Origin of the sequence: Pseudoalteromonas shioyasakiensis, assembly GCF_019134595.1 — a bacterium.
Lineage (GTDB): Bacteria > Pseudomonadota > Gammaproteobacteria > Enterobacterales > Alteromonadaceae > Pseudoalteromonas > Pseudoalteromonas shioyasakiensis_A.
Genome location: NZ_CP077770.1, coordinates 2,543,423 through 2,561,329, shown reverse-complemented (window position 1 = coordinate 2,561,329; position 17,907 = coordinate 2,543,423). Strand labels below are relative to the sequence as shown.

General features: G+C 37.8%; 7 protein-coding genes. All 7 read right to left on the bottom strand.

Features of this window, described 5'->3' with window-relative positions:
- Positions 1 to 53: 53 nt before the first annotated feature.
- The 7 genes from KQP93_RS11940 to KQP93_RS11910 all read right to left on the bottom strand — a co-directional run bounded on the left by KQP93_RS11940 (position 54) and on the right by KQP93_RS11910 (position 17,900).
- The gene (locus KQP93_RS11940; RefSeq protein ID WP_217874596.1) at positions 54 to 1,295 is read right to left on the bottom strand and encodes a DUF642 domain-containing protein; all 1,242 of its coding nucleotides are present in this window, start codon (positions 1,293 to 1,295) and stop codon (positions 54 to 56) included.
- A gap of 269 nt (positions 1,296 to 1,564) precedes the next feature.
- Positions 1,565 to 5,653, bottom strand: coding sequence for a poly-gamma-glutamate synthase PgsB (locus KQP93_RS11935; protein ID WP_217874594.1), 4,089 nt, complete (start codon positions 5,651 to 5,653; stop codon positions 1,565 to 1,567).
- Positions 5,646 to 9,920, bottom strand: coding sequence for a hypothetical protein (locus tag KQP93_RS11930; protein ID WP_217874592.1), 4,275 nt, complete (start codon positions 9,918 to 9,920; stop codon positions 5,646 to 5,648). The genes KQP93_RS11935 and KQP93_RS11930 overlap by 8 nt, the downstream gene beginning before the upstream one ends.
- Positions 9,905 to 10,648, bottom strand: a complete 744-nt coding sequence (locus KQP93_RS11925; protein WP_217874590.1) for a hypothetical protein — start codon at positions 10,646 to 10,648, stop codon at positions 9,905 to 9,907. The genes KQP93_RS11930 and KQP93_RS11925 overlap by 16 nt, the downstream gene beginning before the upstream one ends.
- The gene (locus tag KQP93_RS11920; protein WP_217874589.1) at positions 10,638 to 12,905 is read right to left on the bottom strand and encodes a hypothetical protein; all 2,268 of its coding nucleotides are present in this window, start codon (positions 12,903 to 12,905) and stop codon (positions 10,638 to 10,640) included. Before KQP93_RS11920 ends, KQP93_RS11925 begins: the two co-directional genes overlap by 11 nt.
- The gene (locus tag KQP93_RS11915; protein WP_217874587.1) at positions 12,892 to 16,005 is read right to left on the bottom strand and encodes a poly-gamma-glutamate biosynthesis protein PgsC/CapC; all 3,114 of its coding nucleotides are present in this window, start codon (positions 16,003 to 16,005) and stop codon (positions 12,892 to 12,894) included. The genes KQP93_RS11920 and KQP93_RS11915 overlap by 14 nt, the downstream gene beginning before the upstream one ends.
- Positions 16,005 to 17,900 carry a hypothetical protein gene (locus KQP93_RS11910; RefSeq protein WP_217874585.1) on the bottom strand — a complete coding sequence of 632 codons (1,896 nt, stop codon included), beginning with the start codon at positions 17,898 to 17,900 and terminating at the stop codon, positions 16,005 to 16,007. Before KQP93_RS11910 ends, KQP93_RS11915 begins: the two co-directional genes overlap by 1 nt.
- Positions 17,901 to 17,907 lie beyond the last annotated feature (7 nt).

The window sequence follows — 17,907 nt, the reverse complement described above, 5'->3', positions numbered from 1 at the left end:
ACTTAGAAATAGAAATGCCAGTTATAAAACTGGCATTAAAAGACTAATTAGCTTTACTCTTCTGAGCAAACTGACTCACTAACAAAGGTTAGATCATTTAGGTGTGTAGGACCACGCAATACAAAAGTCGCTTCAGCTGTATTTTGGTCTAGTGTATAAAGCTTTGCGCTTTGACCACTCTTTCTTCCAGTAACATAAATAGTACCATCATCGGCAACCGCAAGGCCTGATGCCCAGTTAACACCGTGTTCACCTACTAGTGTAAGTTCTAAGGTGCCTTGATCAACAGTGTATAGTGCTTTATCAGTTAATGCATAAAGTACGTTGTTATCACTTGAATAGGCAATATCACCGCCTACAAACTCTTCACCTTCATAGCTTAATTTACCTAAAACTGTCTTTTCACCTGTTTCAAGGTTGAAGTCATACATGTAGGTTTTGCTTGTTGCGCGTAAGTTAAGACCATCAGGAGAAACTGCAGAACGAATAATAGTATAAGAGTTAGTATCTGCTACTTCGCTTTGCGTATTTGATGCTAAATCTAGACTGTAAATTTTTGAATCTCTAGTCTCACTATCTAGCTTTTCCATATAGTATAGCTTGCCATCCTTGCCTGCGATGTTTGCTGCGGTATTAGTAACACCAGCAACTTTTGTTACTGCTGATGTTTCTGGATTTAAGTGATAAATATAGCCTTCTGAATCAGAACCATATTTATTAATGGCATATAAACCCGCTTGTACTGAGCAGTATTCTGTAGCTTCACTCACTGAAACATTATCGATGAAGCCACCCACACCACCGCTGCTACCAACACCTGTTAATGTGATCTCTGAGCTTGCACCCGTTGCTTCTACATTAAAGCTGTACTTCGTCCAGCCTTTAAATTTAGCATTAACAACACCTAATGATTCACCATTCCATAGTACTTCAACTGTGCTTGCTGTATCATCACCAGATACACGAGCTGAGTAATAGAAGCTAATTTCATACATTTTACCGGCTGTTGTAGCTACGGCTTGAGAAACGCTATATTGCTGTGTAGAGCCAAGTTCCAGATAATTTTGGCCATCTTTCGCTTTAAGAATTCCAAGATCACTAGTTTGTACTTCAAATTGTGCGTTTTCGCTACGTGTCCAACCAGTAATTTCATCAAATAATTGCCATTGAGCGTTATTGTCAGTGACAACCTCGGCTTCGAATGATCCGTTTTCAACCAAATTTGTGTTAGCCACAGCAAATGCAGAGGTAACAGCCAGTGGTAATACCGCTAATTTAAAAAATAAATTCTTCATATAACTTTCCTTTGTTGTAGATAAAATGATTTATCAGTTATATTTTTATATTTAATTAATATATTTTCAATTTAGGTACGGTTTTTTATTTCAATTAAACGCTCGTTTTTTCGTAAGTTTTTGATGGTTATGTTTATTTGTTGCTTTAGGAAATTTCTGATTTTTTTAAGTTCTTTATGTTTAGTTTGAATGTTTGTTGGTGTTTATTATTGTTTATTGTTCTTTTTAATTGTGTTTTTGTTTTTGTATAGTTATAAAGTTTTTTGTTTTTATTCTTTAAACTTTCGTTTTTTGGCAAACCAGCCAGCTTTTTGATTGCGGTTCATTTCGCTAAGTAATTTTATTGCTTTTTCTAATGTAATTCGCTGTTCAGCAATATCATCGTAAATCTGAATAGCAAGTTTTTTACGTTTTACAGCAGCGCCTGCATCTAAAAATGATTCGATCATTTGGTTAAAATAACGAGCTGGACGAGATTGCAAATTGTCATCCTCTAGTTTTAAATTTTCCTCATTTATTTTTTCTTGAAGAGTTGTTATTTCTGCTTGGCAGAATTCATTTTGTGCAAGTTGGTTTTTCTTAAGAATAACCAACTTTTCCTTTAAGTAATCTGTTTCAAGCATGTTAAATGAGACAATCATATTTAAATTTGTTAATGCCGTTCTGAACTCTTTAGCGGTGCAGTGCTTATTCAGCATACTCGTAATAGTTTGTGATACTTTTTGCCATTGCTGCCATGCGTAAACGTAATTTAACCCTGCTCCTTTAATGTTTTGCATACCAACAACAACTTGATGAGTATTGGGTAAAGCTAAATCAGCAATAATATTGGTTATCTCATCTGCAGATATATTGCTGTCGTCAACTAAGGTGACTTTAGATTGGACGATAGAAATCAAGCGCTCTTTTATTTGTTTACTATTTTTTTCAATATCACTTTTTAGAGAGTTCAAGTGTATTCTCTGATAATAGGTGCGAAGGGTATAAATAATTGTGCTGAGTTCTTGATTGGATATCTCGCCAGTGATTTCTTTTATACAGGATTTATTCAAGACCCCTTCGCTAAGTGTAAGTAAGTTCTCAGCAGCCATAGCGCCATATGCGACTTTTAACCTTGCTTTCACTTCAGCTTCACTGAGGATATTAAATTGCACTAGAAGCTTATCTAGGCTATCAATAGCATTGATTTCAATTAGCTTTTCGACTCTTTCTATAAATGCATCGAGAAAGTAACTGTAAAATCCATCTACATTACTTCCTATTACCACAACACGGTCAAAACGTAAGTCATTACTAAGCATGGTAGCAAAAACCTTTGAACGCGCGACACGATCGTTACGGTTATTTATAAGCGCGATTACCTGGGTTTTAGGGTCGTTATTTAATCCTTCAAGGTTAAGGCGCTGCCAGTTTTCTAAGGTAGCCAAGCGTTCGTTTGCAGACATGCTATTGACGAACGATTGACTAATTCTTCCAATGGGCGCTTCAGTAAAGAGCTTTAAAACGCCAATATCAGGCACAATTCGTGCGGACGTTTCTTTGAAGACATAATCTTTATTTAAGCCAATATGCTCAGCCATTTTGCACACCAGTGCAATATTGGACGGATGCTCCTGGTAAGGATACAAGGAGCGAATATCATCCGTTATTTGCAAGCCATCGGCCCAGTGAACTTGAATTAAGTTAGAGTTTTTCTGTTTTGCATTTAATTCTAGAATTGGAGCCATGTTTTGCTCGCTTGTGAACACTAAACTATTCTCACCGATAAAATGGCTTGTTTCGTTTGCAACATCAATTCCCGTTGGGCCTAATATATCCTCATGGTCTGGGTAAGCATTGGTTATAGTTGAAAAGTTATCAGCCATCCAATTCCTTAATATTTTTACATAGCGCGGGGTCAAACCCATACATTCCCACAGAAATACATCTGCTTTTACTTTTGTTGCAAAGTGCAAAACATCGCTTTGTTCCCAAATACTCGCTTTATCAAAAGGTCTGAATAATGGAATTTCGAATTGCTCTCCACTTGCTCTTGCATAAATAAGAGTTGCTTCACAACCCGTTGTCTTACTGATCACTTTTAGAGTTAAACTACTAAATAATGCTGCTTTTAAGCGCTCAGTGCCTGACTTTCCTCGCGTTCCCCAGCCACCAATAGAGACCGGTATCTTTGCTCTGTCTGACTTTATTTGCCTACTTATCCTTATATGGCGTGCCCAAAAGTACGCTGAGAAAGCTAAAACAAAAAATATCAGTTGGCCTATGCTATTTTGATAAAGCGAATAAGCATACTCTTTAAAACTTGACCACATATTGAATAAGAAGGGCGTGAGCGACAGCTTTTGATATAAGTTGGCAATACTCGATTCAACAGGGAATTCGGCATCAAGCACAGAACCATATTGTTGAAAATCAAGTTTGAAGCCTTTCGCTTTTATTAACTCTAGATAGTCTTGTTGTTCATGCTCAGAACCATTACGTAAATCATCCAACCTTTCAAAGTTGAAAGAAATCCAACTGTATGCATACATGCGCTTGAATACATTGGAAGGAGGTGTGACGATTAAAATACCATCAGGCGTGAACGATTTAGCAGGTGTTTTCAGGTTGTCTTGCGACAATGCACTCAACAGAAAATCAAGCATAGGTAAATGAGGTCGGGCACTAAACTGCTCGGCATCAAAGCGAGGCTCTCCTGGAACTTCCGTCTGACTAATCTCCGCAACGGTACAGCTCGGCACATGCATAAATGCACTTGGTTTTCGCCCTTGTACATGATTAAAGCTTTGGCGTTTACCAGTACTTGGGTTTTTAAATTCATGCCAGAGTCGCCAAAAACGAAAGCCTCGCTTGTAACCACGTTGTATTTGCCAGCCTTTATTTTTCATTGCTACATTAAAGGCTTCATTATTCTGCGCTTGCCTACTCAAAAGTCGGCCAAGTAAATCTTGGTCAACCCACTCTGAGTTTAAATTAATGCTTAAGTTTGAGTTTAAGTTAAACTCTAGCTCCGCGACTTGTTGTTGGTACATAAAACATACAAGCTGCTCTCTAACCCGGCTAATAACTCGTTTGATTGCAATATTTTTCTCATTTTCAAGCTGCGTATTTAAAACATTGATAAAAGACTTAAACAATAAATCTGCTTGGCTTTGCTGCTCATAATCAACTTGTAAATTGAACATAATCCTTGGTGTTAATTCGAGTAATAAGCGCTTCTGGGCAAAGCTTTGCGCAATTTTTAGTTGCTTGCGCCAAATGTGAAAAACTTGCAACTCTTCGGTTAAGCGAGGATCTGTTAATTGTTTAATGAGTGTTAGTTGTATCGCTTCATGGGTTTCTTTTTGTAGTCGCACAGTTAATAGTTTTAGAGCAAACGCCGCAGGTAATACTGAGCACTGCTCAATGACGCTCTGCCTTACTCGAGGGTAAGTGTGCTTAGCAAGTAAAATAAGTAGTTTATAATTAGTTGTACTTAATTTAGGTTGCTTACATATGATTTTTGAAAATGCAGTCAGTAAAAACAGGTGTTGAGCTTCGACTTTTTCATTTGGTAAAACTTCTAAGTCAATTTGGGAGCGCATAAAATAGTGAGTAAAAGTGGGTCTTAAGTTGATCAGGATTTCTAAAATATCCACTTTTGCAGCATGCGGAGTCGATTGCTTTTCAAGAGATAGTAATAACACCTCAACAAGATCAGAGTCGAATTGAGTTTCATCTACATATTCGCTAATTAAGTTTACTTGGTTGGCGAGGGCACGAAAAATAGAGTTACGAATAGCTTCGTTCTCACTTTTTTCGAGTAGCCCCAAAAAGAAGCTTTCTAAATTAAGCGTTAACCATGATTTAGTTATTTCTCCCGAGTGGATCCGTAAATAGCGATTGGTTAAATCACCTAATTTACCAATTAAAAACTTAAGTGACTGCTCAAGTTCAGAGAGTTTATCTTGGTATCGGTTTACAATCGCTCCCTCATCAAACCAGCGTTGAAAAGCATCTTGGTCTTTTTTTAACTGTTCTCGGTCTGCACCTAAAGTGTACGCATAATCAAGAATATGAAACTCACGCTCGGCTTTTAATTCGGCATGATTCAAACGCTCGATAAAGCGTCTGTGCTCGACATCAATTTTGATTAATTGACTTTGCAGGGTATCAATCTTATGCGTCAAAAATGAAATAGCTTGCAGCAATAACCAATCATCTTCTTCATAGTCCTCAGGCTGATTTTTTATTAATTCCCACTCACTAAGTTCATCAACGAGTTCGCGATATTTTTGACGATATAAGTCTAACCAAAAACTGGCAATGTCTGCGAAAAGCAAGTTTTCAAGGCGTTTTGTAAGCAAGTGATTACTCATAGTCAGTGTGCTCTAGCAAATGATTTAATTGAAGTGTTGGGAATATAATTTCATCATGGGCAAAAGGCTCAAAACCGGTATGTTGGTTGTTACCAGATGAAAACTCGATACTTATATTGTGGTTATCCCACACCCAATCCTGTTGTAGTCGTACCTTAAGCCAACCATGTGAGAAATCACCTAAACTAATTTGTGTTTGCCATGCAAATTGTGTGATGTATTGCCACGTGGCTGTAGCACGGTTGTCATCTTTAAAGCGGTAATAGCTATCAATGCCAAGCTGGAAAATGTGATCATGATAGTATTGATTCCAACTGGTGTTGAAGCGCAGATAGTCCAAGCTCGTCCAATCATCATTTGAGCTTGATGATACGCCGAAATTTAAATAATTATCGACCCAAGGTTGATAACGGTATTGGTAAAACCCTTGCCACCCCGATGCATGGTTTTCTCGATAAAAATTAAAAACATTTGAATTAATTAGGTCATCACTGAGGTAATCATTTAAATCAGCGCTACTGTAACGAATAAATGGAGTTAGCTGCCATTGATGACGATGCGTAGAATCACGTTGCCATTTTTGTCCTACACTGAGACTGCCATCAAGGGCATATTGAAGATCAAATCCATTATGACTAGGTTGCCAACGGCTTTGAATTTGCGCATCAACATACCAAGGGGTTGTATTATCTTGCCATGAATAGTAACCATTGAGCGCAATCAAATCCGCTTGTTCTTTACTAAAAGAGTAATAACCTTCTAATTGGTACCAATCATTATCGTCGTTAAAACGCAAACGTGCGCCAATATCAATGTCTTGTCGGGTTGCAATATTTTCAGCGGTTTGAAATATTTCTTGTTGATCATACTTTATAAAACCTTGCCAATTAAGATCATCACTTTGAAATGATTTTTGTTCACTTACTATTGTTTGCTTTTTTGGTGCTATATATGTAACTAAGTCAGGCAAGGGAACTTGCGCTTGTGTGAACTCTGAAATCTTATTATTCAGATCACTAAGCTCCCAAGTATATAGTCTTACGTGTTCAAGCTCCGCAGATTTGACTTCAATTTTCCCTGCAGGGTGAAAAAACTGTCGCTCGCTTCGACTATAGCTGTTCATCTTTTCTAACTTGATTAAACGATCTGCATTTAATGTTGCAAGCAAAGGGGTAGAGGGAATAACCGAATAAAAAAGTAGCGTTGTTGGTAATTCTAACTTTCTCCATCGACCCGCAGTATATTGCTGTACTTCAACTTTTAGTTGTTGAGATAAATAGGGGTTAAGCCAGTGTAAGGCAATGACGTTGTTATCTAACTCCCGCTTATTAAAGGTAAAGGGAATACTTTGTTGCTCGGTAACAGACCACACTTTTAGAGAATTAGCTAGTTGAATAGATAAGTTTGCTACATTAGCTTGGGCAAGCTCTGCGGTAGAAAAATTAAAGACAAAGCGAATTTGTTCTCCCTCTGTTTCAGCCAAATCTATATAAAGGGTATGAAATGGTCGAATCAATAAACCATCATTATTGTATAGATGCGTCTTGAATTGGTTAAACCTATCGGCAAAACTGGTTTGTGCTGAACTTTGAATATTAAAAAGACGCGTACCTGCATAATCGATTAGGCTTTCTAAGGGTTGCCAATGACCAAAGCTTTCTATTCTATTTTGTAAAAAGGTCGATGAGGCACTCGCTGGAATTGTGGCTATTCGCTGTAATAGTTGCGTGTATTCATTATTGTTTAAACGCTTTTTAGATAATAGGTATAAACCATTAATTAACAAGTCATTTTGTGATGCATCATAGGCATAAATTAATGACATAATATCGCCTGTAATAAACTGGTTTGCAGCATCAGAGCGGTAATCAAAAGCCTCATATAACGCATCAGGTATATTTTGAACCTCTATAAAGGCTTTGTGATCAGCTGATAAAGTAAGTGTTTCTCCAGCTTGCAGACTCACAATCATTGTTGAGGCAACCGACGTTGCTTTTTGACTTTCAACAATGAGTGTTGTCGACGGGATATCGCTGTAAATGGGCATTAATTTATGTTGGTACTGACTATCAGCCATTAACCAAGCAGTTTGATACTCGCCATTTTGCTTGGCTTCTGTGCGCGCTTTTATACTCAAATGAACCGCTTCTAATGCAGTGTACTTCCATGGCATGTGCTGAGAAAGCACTGTGCTTTGCAACTTTCCACTAGAGTTAATTAACGTTTCTTGGGCACCTGAAAGTAACTCATATTGCTTATCTTCAGCTTTGAAACCGGGACTTAAACTGTGGTAGTTCAGTGCCATATAAGCTTGCTTAGTTGTATGAGTTTTATCCTTTTTATTTAAAAGCCATAATGCGAGTCTATTTTTCTGTTGTTTAGTCGCAAATTTGGTGAGAATACTATTACATTCTTCCAATAAGCTTTGGTTACCGGCACATAACGCAAACAACTTTATTTCTTGGTGTTCAGCCTGGTAGGTATCTAATAGAGACCTTAAAGCAAACTCTTGTAACTCCCTTTGTTGAGTACTCTTATAAAGTCCTTCTAAGTAACTGGTAGCAAGATGAAACTGTTGTTGTTCACGCAAAATACTTATTTTAATTTGCCATGCTTCAACAGCTACCTGTGGGTTTGGGTTTTGGGTTAATGGTTTTAAAAAGGCAAGCGCATCTAGAGGTGCAGACTTAGCCAGATCTTTGGCTGTCAGCAAAGATTGCTGCCAATTAAGTAATTTAGTTTTTATTCTTGCTGGGGCATAAGGCTCTATTAGCGCTAAATAATCACTATACAATTTCCTTAAGTGCTCTGTTATTAGCTGTGCTGTAATAGGGCTTTTTTCAGAAAGGGTTCCCGGTTGTAAATAAAGTACTTCATTACTTGGAAAATCTGTAAGTGTTCGAGCATAAACAGCAAAATCAATACTTGGCACATCATCAGTGGTTTTCTGAATGGTCATCGTTTTGCTGTCTAGTGGCACTGAGACATGAATTGTTTGGTATTCTTGTGTCGCTTTAATATTAACCAACCAGCTTTTATCACCGACATTAAGCTTAAATTGACTATCTTTATTACTACGGGCAACGAAGGTTAGCCACGGTGTGACTCTTTTTTGGCTTGATAAGTCAAAATTTAAAGTCATCTGTGAAAGTGACGTAATATGTCTGACCTGTTTATTAATGCGAGGATAAAACTGATCATCAACTAATCGCTGCTCTTCAAGTTCATTAATTAGCAGTTTTTTTGATGGGCTCGAAGCATGAACGACACTACTCCCTTTTAGTAAAGTTTGTGTGGACATTAAGCCAAGCAAATCATAGTAGCGCTTAACAGCGAGGGAGTTATTTTTTGTAAATACGCTGTCACTAAAAACATTAAGCGAATACTCGTTGTAAACTGATTCCATTGCATCATTGGCAGTTTTTAACCAGTAGGGAAGCAGTAGTTTTTCTTCGACTTTTATGGCTGTCGAATCATCGTATATGGCTCTGTGGCTTTGCGATATTTTTATATACGCATCGGCTTGGCTTTTTATGGTTAAATATTGCCCCGCATCAATAGCTAAATAGTCACTATTCACCAGGCCTATCTGTTGGTTGTGGTATTCAAGGGCCGGGTTATTGATGATATTAACTTTTGCAGTAAGAACTTCATCTGTGTACGCGTAGACAGCACCATGACTATCTAATGACTCCATATTTTTTCTGACCGAAAGCTTAATTTTTTTTGCATCAGGAAAATATAGAGTGACCTCATCACCTTTATCGAATTGATAAAACCGTTCGCTGCCTTTTCTCGAAGAGAGTAATATTGATGGCTTGGCAAGTTTTAGGGCTCGTTTAAAGCTATCAACAGTGGTTTTATAGTGACCAACTTGCGCAGAAAACTTAGCCTGCACATCTTGGCGGTTTTGAATTGCAACAACACGGTTATGTCCAAGCGCAGGAAGCTGACAGCGCTTTTCTAAACATAATAAGTCACGATCCACTTGGATCCGTTGCTGGATATACTGTGTATTGCCGACACTCATAATGAACTTATCAAATAATTCAGGATTGAACTCTAACCAGTGTCCTTCGGGTAGCCATAAATATTGATGTTCATACGAATCAAATTGCATCGTTTGTGTAGTGGCTAACACGTCTAGCTTTGGAGATGTTTTTAACCAAATAGGAGGCTGCAGTACAGCATGCTCTTGTTGTACTGCAAAAGCAGGTTTAAAGGCTAGCAGTGTTAATGTTAAGAAGGCTATTATGAAATAAGGCATAGGCTAAACTGCGTTAAAAGTTGGTTGTTAGTTATTAGCTGCTCTCGCAGCTGGCGACTTAACTCGATATGGAAAAACTGACTATTAACAGGAGCCAGCGAATTAAGAACATTGTGTGTTCCGCCCAACTCATGCACATCGCGCCCATAAACAAATGCATTAATACCTAGTTTATTGTTAAGGCATTTAGCAATATTTAAAGTTCGTTTAGACGCGGATACATGGCCTTCGCTTAAAATGATATCTGCTTTTCGTCCTTGCTCTGTGGTTCGCTTTTCCTTTGCAAATCCATGGATTTGAAAAATCGAAAATGATTCAATTGTACTGCTATACGCAAGTATAAATGCGTTACTACTGCTATTTTTATATTTGCCAAAATCAATTATCTTGCCATGAGTATCACGGCTATTTCGGTGCTTCGTATTGGTCAATAGCACTTGGCACTCACTAAATAAGGCTTTAGCAATTAGTAATGTGTGTTTATCAAAATATCTATGCGGAGCATAAGAAATACAGGCTTTGCCTTTTGCTTTAAAATGTATCTCCCCCCCAGAGTCCAAAGAATTTTTGGCAACCAAAGCACCATTGCTAAAGGAAAAATGCTCAGGTACACGCTGTTGGTTATTCAACCAAACTTGTAGGCTAGACGTGAGCTTTTCTAGCTGAGCGGCCTCACAACATGCAGCGGTAAATAACATAAGAACAGAAACGATAATTTTATTGTTCATTATTCCACCACCTTACTTTTCGATCCTTTACTGGGTACTCTTCAAGTATAGATAGCCAGATCGTTTCGGAAGAGGTTAAATTCACGGACTGTAAAAACTCTATATCATTAGCGACTTTGAATGTAACGCTAGGATAGCTAGTTAATTGGCTCTTTTTGGGGTGAATTAAAAATGACGATAATAATTCAGAGCTATGCAACTGATAGCTTTGTTTCGCAATACTATATTCACTTGTTAGGCCAAGTTTGTAATTAGCAATATGATCAATACTTAATGTAATTGGTTTATTACTTTGAGTACGAAATGCTTTTACAACAATGCTAGTTGGGTGCTTTTTCTTATCATAAAGCAGCTTAATCGGTTTATTTTTATTTAATTGGTATAGGCGTTGTTTTACCCAAGGGCGATGACCATACCAATTTTGATAAACAGTATTCGACTTTTCAATCAATTTCATTTTTTCTGGCAAAGAGATATCAGCCATTTTGACTTCATTAGCACTACTGTTATTTAGTTTGAATATCAGTCGATTATCGTTTTCGACAGAAGAGGGGAAGTAGTGATTGTTATTATAGATCCCAAAATTAAATTCTTGTGCTGGCTCTGGCTTTTCATAGTATCTGCTGGGGCTTAAACCAAGTGCCACATTTGATAATGGTAAAATATTAAATAACTCCTTAGATTGGTAGTATGTTGTTGTTTCATCAATATCTCTAGGTGGGGTGAAAGTACGAATATTTACAAAGTTTTCTCGCTGCGCCAACTCGTAATGGTTACTTGCTTGTTGTTCATACCAGGCTGCAATATCATAAAAGCCATCTGTTGATTCAGTGGTAAGTGGTTGATGTGCAGTGCGGCGTTGATAATGAAAGTTTGCGAGTCTTGACTTTACACGCAGGTATACATCGTCGCTAGATTCAACTTTAATAGAGTGTGCTTGTTGCGGTGTACGTAGGTAATACGATGTGAGCATGCCTACCGCTTGCCTTTGGGTGTTATTAGCAATTAAGCGATCGAACTTAGATGCTTCCCCTTTTATAGTGACGGCATATCGCTCGATTTGTTTTTTATTTTTGTCGTATAAAGTAACGTGTAATTGGCTGCTCTTTAATGCTCTAAGTTCTAAATTAAGATGACTTGCAGGGACAATATCAAATTCAACTGAGGCTTTAGGATTTATCAAATAACTGCCAGCATAACTTGTTAAAATAACAGCCCCTGACTCTGCTCGCCATTGAGTTAATAACTCTTCTTCACTGCAAATTGTAAGGAGTCCCGCATTGAGCAATGGGGTTTTGTAAGTGTTTGCTTCATCAGTTTGAGTAAAGCTTATTTCTTTTGGTGCTTCAAACTGAAGCTTGTCATACCAGACCAATGAAGGGGGATTCTGGTTATTACTGACGGTGAAAATCAAGCTATCACTGTTATCTAACCTAATACTGGCACATAAGCTTTCATTAGTGTAATAGGCTGCAAGGCTGTATTGCTGCTGATTGAAGTCATAGGTAATCACATTATACGGTAAGGTTTCGTATAAAATGTCTGACTTAAAGTCGATTCCAGGAATACCCTGTGGTGCAATTTTTTGCCACCAAAATGCCATTGCATTCGCTATTTCAGTATTTGTTAACGTATTTTCACCCATGGTGAGATAATCAGTCGCACGCTTACGTCTATCTACTGGTCTTTTTAACCAACTATTAAGTGGATCAACGTTTTGGTCAGGGGTTTTTGCATGCACTCTAACTACCACGCCTTGAATTGATTTTTCTTCAGGAATAAGTAATAAAGCTAGGCTTTTTGCCTCAGGGTAATGAGCGATAGGTAGGTAAAATGATTGCCCAGAAGCAACATTAAGGGATTGCTTATTTTCAATAATCTGCTTAATTTGTTGCTCTTCACTGTTATTAACTAGCTTTGAAGCATGGTGGTAAATTTCATCAAAAATCACCTCTTTTTTATCATTATAAAGTGTATATTTGATGGCATAGTTTACCGGTTGATCAAGCGTTACCGATTGATCAAAGACCGCATTTGAAAGTATACGCAGTGAGTGAGTCCGCTGGTTAGAAAATGTGTAATTCAGTGGCTTTTTAGTATTTAACCACTGTACTTTAGAACGAGTTTCTTTACTTGCTTGTGGATTAACTGGCTCAGCTGAATCCAACCAAATCAAAAAGCTATTCCAAGCAAACAGGGCGACTAATAAAACCGTGATAATAGCCAAAATGGCGAAGAGGCGTTTAATTAGATACATTAAAGCCTCCAACCATCATGTTGTTAAAAACATCCATATCAATCAGCTGATTACTAGCCGGATTGTATATAGCAATTAGGGTATTTTGTTTTTTGATCATCAAGGCGAATTTATTCAACTGCTCTAATTTTATTGTTTGTAATACACATTCATTTAGTTCTAAACATATTGTTTTTAAGATCGCAATTTCTTTATCAGTAGAATATTTATTAATCTTTCGCTGGATTACTTGTTTATCCACATTATTGAGCGCAGCCCAGTTAGATGGTGATAAAGTAGCCAGATTAATAGTCGTTACAGTCGGTTTAGTCGAAATAGCAAGGAGCCGCATCAAAAGGCTATTTTGATCAATTGAAAACTGTTCTTTAAAATCAGACGCGATCCACAAAGTTGCTAGTTCACTGTTTGCATTAAACTGTTGATATCCGTACTGTGGGGAACTACCTATTTCAAGTCCACGAGTGGCTTTGTGACCTTCGACCACTTGGTAGCTAACTCCCAAGCTGCTTAAGTCTTTCGCGAGTTTTTCCATGAGAGGTTTTGCGATATCTCTTACTTGGGTGTTTGAAAATGCTATCGCGTTAGGGCGGATCCATGACGGTGCACTGTGGCTACGAATTTGTATATTTAAGCTTGGTTGTTGTGCTTTAAAGCGTGAATAACTTTGATGAACAACATTGAATAATGAGTCGACATTATTCGCTGCTAGTACATTAGCCTTTGGGTGCGCATAAGGATGTGCACCTGCAATTAATAAGTTAGCAGCATTTGAATTAGTGAAAAGCCCACTTGCGAAACTTAACGTATTACCTTCGAATATTGGCCTTGGAACACTCAAACTGATTGCTTCATGCTTACTCAGTGAAAATGCATATAAGCCTTGCCCAAGAGCCTCGGCATCATCATTTTGCAATGGGCCAAGCAGTAGGTATCGTCCATTATTATTTTGTACAAGTTGTAGCTGATAATCCAGTAATTCGGCTGTACTATTTATTTGCTTAAGATGATTTAAAACATCTTCATTAAGTGATGTGTTGCCAATTTGTTCAATTAACCTATAAAGTGGTGTTAAGACTTCAAATTCCCAAAGGGCTACTTGGCTGTCTGTTAATGGCTGATAATTGAGACTGCCTTTACTGCTGATATAAGCGGAAAAGTTATCGACAATTTGGGCCATATCTTCATTAATTGTATTAAGTTTTAAGTTACTATAGCGATAATTTTCACGGTAGATATACGCCAAAATATTGGTGTAATTATCTCCATCAAGAAAGACCTCAAGCATAGAGCCCGTAAAGTCTGTTGCGGGTAAACTACTTTGCGCCGCTTTGCCAAAAAAAGTTGCTTCACTGCCTAAAAATTCATGGATCTCGCGCTGACTTATAGAATCTGGAAGTCGATTAAAAATCCAATATTGGCTTTTTACATCACTAGGCGTGCTCTTGAGTAAAGCGGCAGTATAACGATTTGATTCGCGTACCTGTAACAACTCATTAATTTCTAATACATTGATAAAAGCCTGGTAAAATGCGCTTTGTTGATTTTCTTTTGCTAACGTTACTTGAGGTGTTTTTGTTGCGCCAAAAACAAGAGCCTTGCTTTTTAAATGCTGGAAGATAAGAGCTGCTGAGTCACTCGCAAGGCCTTCAGTTATAGGGTAAGGCACAGTGATGATTAAATTTTTTTGTGGTGTTTTATTAATCACAAATAACCCACGTTGTTGATCTTCAACAATATCGATTAGATAAACATAATTTTCATCACTCACAAGCTTAAAGCCGATAGCGTTGAACAACGCACTGAGGTGGCCCGGTTTTTGTTTATTCTCGATGGCTTGGTTCAATTGATAAACAGCATATTTGAAGTCAGACACCGCTTGGCTTGCTTTATAGCTACTTACCGTTACTTTGTTTGAGCGAGTGGTATATAAATAGCTTTTGTACTGACTCACTTGTTGATTGAGCGTGATAACTTGTAAGTTTTCTGCTTCAGGGCTAATACTTTGTTTTATTAGTAAAGAAGGTATAAGCATAACTAAAAAGCCAACAATAATAGCAAGGCTTCCACCTATGACAGAAGTTTGAAAAGTAGCCCTAAGTACCAAGCCCAACGTATTTTTTTGATAAATTTTAAGGGCAAGCAAGGTGGCAAGCATGTACCCAAATGCAAAGGTGTCGGTCACTTTAACCGTTGGAAAGAACCAAACGACGAAATAGTTTAAAATAAGCTTAAAAACAAAGCCTATGGTAAAAAATAGCATCAATAATCTGGCACCTTCGATATGTGCATGCTTGAGGCGAGTGTAATGAATAAGGGAGCTACCTACCGCTAATATAACGGCAGTTTCTATAAATGAGGTTAAAATTTTACTTGGTTGCGTCAGCTGTAAAGCTAATAACGCAGGCAGCATGATACCGTTAAACTCCCAGCCATATTTAATATTTGCGCGAGAGGCAAGAAAAGCGGTAATAACTAGGATGATATAGGCTTTGGGAGCTGCAATAATCGACGCAGCGACGGCTTCGTACATAATACCCAAATTAGCAATACTAAAGTTTGTAAAAGGCATGAGCACAAAACGTACGAGAATAAATGTAATAAGTAACTGAATAAAAGTCACTTTTAAGCCATATTTAAAGCCCCCATTCCACATTACATTGGCTGTTAAAGCGATAATGATCAGACCTAGGGAATAGAGCTGTGAAGCATAATCAAAGGTGATATCCCATTGACTTAATTGGTTTGCAATTAACGGCCAAAACAAGGTATCCATGCATACACGGACTAAGATACTGATTAAGATGATGGCAAAAAAGCGATCTCTGCCAAACATTTCGCTATAACCAAAGCGCTCCATCAAGTAACTTGCACCCAGTCGCATAAACCCATACACAACAATAGCTTCTATGATGATAACTACCGCTGAAGTGGGGCTAATTATGAGTAGAGGCACAATATAACCAGGGACTACAAGGCCTGTAAGTGGAAAACCAAAGCGCAAATTGAGTAGGCATACAACAACAGTGCCGACCCAAACTGTTGTAATAACTGATTGACCCAGTCCGCTACCTGCAGGGAAAAGCGCTAAAACAAAGTCCATTAGAGCTTATCCTCTAGAACTGCTTCAGAAGTGTCTTTAATAAACTCAAATAGTATTCCTGACACTTGAAAAGGCGCTCCTGAGGCGGTTTGTGTGTTATCGGAATGAAGCGCTCTAATAATAAGCGTGTAAGGCTGCTTACCTAGGTATGCAGGTAATTCAACAGTCGCTTTATTTAAGGTTATGTAGCGTAATTTTCCTTTTGCCGTTTCGATATCAAGTGCGCAGCTTCGACAAAGTAGATCAAGGGCTGTCGTTTCAAAAATAGCAATTTGGTGCTGCTTAGCAAAGCGTTCTAAAGAAGCATTGGTTTGAATAATTTGACCAAACAAGTTAAATAAAACAGTCGCAGGGCTTGTGTGGTTAAATACCATCTCTAAGGTGGTTAGCTTTTGCTCCATTTCGTTAAGTGAGCTTTTCACCTTCTGACTAACTGACTCATGAAGCTTAAATGTCAGTAGTCTATTAATTAGAGTACGATTCTTAGCCTGTGTAGTTTTAAAAATATGGTAATGGAATAGCAGCTCAGCAACCTGGGCAGCAAACTTATTAACGTTTTTTTCAAACGCCTGCTGATTAAAGCCTTGGTTTGGGACAATTGATAGTGCCCAAAAGCCACGCACATCACCAGCGTATACAAGTGGTGCAATGAATTCGATTTCACCGTCAATAATTTGTTTAAAAAAAGGACGATTAATTTTCACAATGCCTAAAGACTTTAACGCATTACTGTAAGGTGTGCGTTGATAGTCTCGCCTCATTTCTTGAATATCATCTAGTTGGCAATTTATTGCGCGAATTTCGACTACTCGGTGATCGTCTTCTTTTCGGGCAAGAAAAATTGATTTCTCCAGATCTAATTGCTGACTAATTAATTGAATAATAGGATCCCACGGAGATGGATGCTCAATAAAGCTTTGCGGAATATAACGGCCCATCATCATTTGCTGGATGTTATTGACATCGGTCGTGAGTTCTTTGTCTTCAGTAATTTTGCGAGCCACCACAACCCACACTAAAGTCGAAAATGTCAGTATGATGTATTGGCCAATTGGGATGAAAAGCTTTGTAAAGTTCACTAAAAAGTAGCCGGCTGCACACCAAAATATAGTTATGCCGAAAGCGACTAGAAATGAATAACTTATAGATATTTTTTGATAGAAAAACAGTAAAGCAAATACAAATACCAGCGCAAATACTATCGATATAGCAAAATTCAGATCATTTACAGTTCTATTTTTATCAAGACTATCAGCGATATAAGCAAAAAGAAGTAAAGGATCATTTAAACCCTCAAGTTTAGGAGCATGTATATTTACATTAAACTCTGCTGCTTGTTGACCAACAATGATTACTTTATTTTCGAGTTGTTCACTCATAACGTCGTAGTTAAGTACTCGCTTAGCAGAAAATTTAGGAAGTGCAGATACGTCTAACCTAAAGTTAATCAATCTAGATTTGTCATGGTTATAATTAAAAACTGCTTGCCAGACACTTTCACATTTAAGGTTATCAGCAGCAGGGATACGCATTTGATAGGTTGCCCAAATCTCTACTTTTGGCATGCAATACTTACTACCGTCATAAGGGTAGAAAACCCCTTCCTTGATCACAGGTTGTAGTGGCTCATCAGCTAAGATAATGATTGATCTTGGCTGATACTCGGCTAGCTGAGTGACTAAGTCTGAATGATTAGCACTGAGGCTTTCACTCGTGATGAGTACGACGTTTGTTTGCTGAGTGCTGCTAAATGAGCTTATTTTTTTATAGAAAAATGCATCACTTGCTTGAAATATATTCAGCAGGTTACTAAAAAGCACAATCGCAAATAAGAAAACAGTGAACCAAAAGGCTCTTTGTCGCGCTAATCGCAACAGCTGTTGTAGTGCGGCCAAAATTCCT

Bases quoted from the DNA above. Each gene is read 5' to 3' on its own strand.
- KQP93_RS11930 (WP_217874592.1), bottom strand. From the start codon at position 9,920: ATGCCTTATTTCATAATAGCCTTCTTAACATTAACACTGCTAGCCTTT.
- KQP93_RS11915 (WP_217874587.1), bottom strand. From the start codon at position 16,005: ATGGACTTTGTTTTAGCGCTTTTCCCTGCAGGTAGCGGACTGGGTCAA.
- KQP93_RS11920 (WP_217874589.1), bottom strand. From the start codon at position 12,905: ATGTATCTAATTAAACGCCTCTTCGCCATTTTGGCTATTATCACGGTT.
- KQP93_RS11935 (WP_217874594.1), bottom strand. From the start codon at position 5,653: ATGAGTAATCACTTGCTTACAAAACGCCTTGAAAACTTGCTTTTCGCA.
- KQP93_RS11925 (WP_217874590.1), bottom strand. From the start codon at position 10,648: ATGAACAATAAAATTATCGTTTCTGTTCTTATGTTATTTACCGCTGCA.
- KQP93_RS11940 (WP_217874596.1), bottom strand. From the start codon at position 1,295: ATGAAGAATTTATTTTTTAAATTAGCGGTATTACCACTGGCTGTTACC.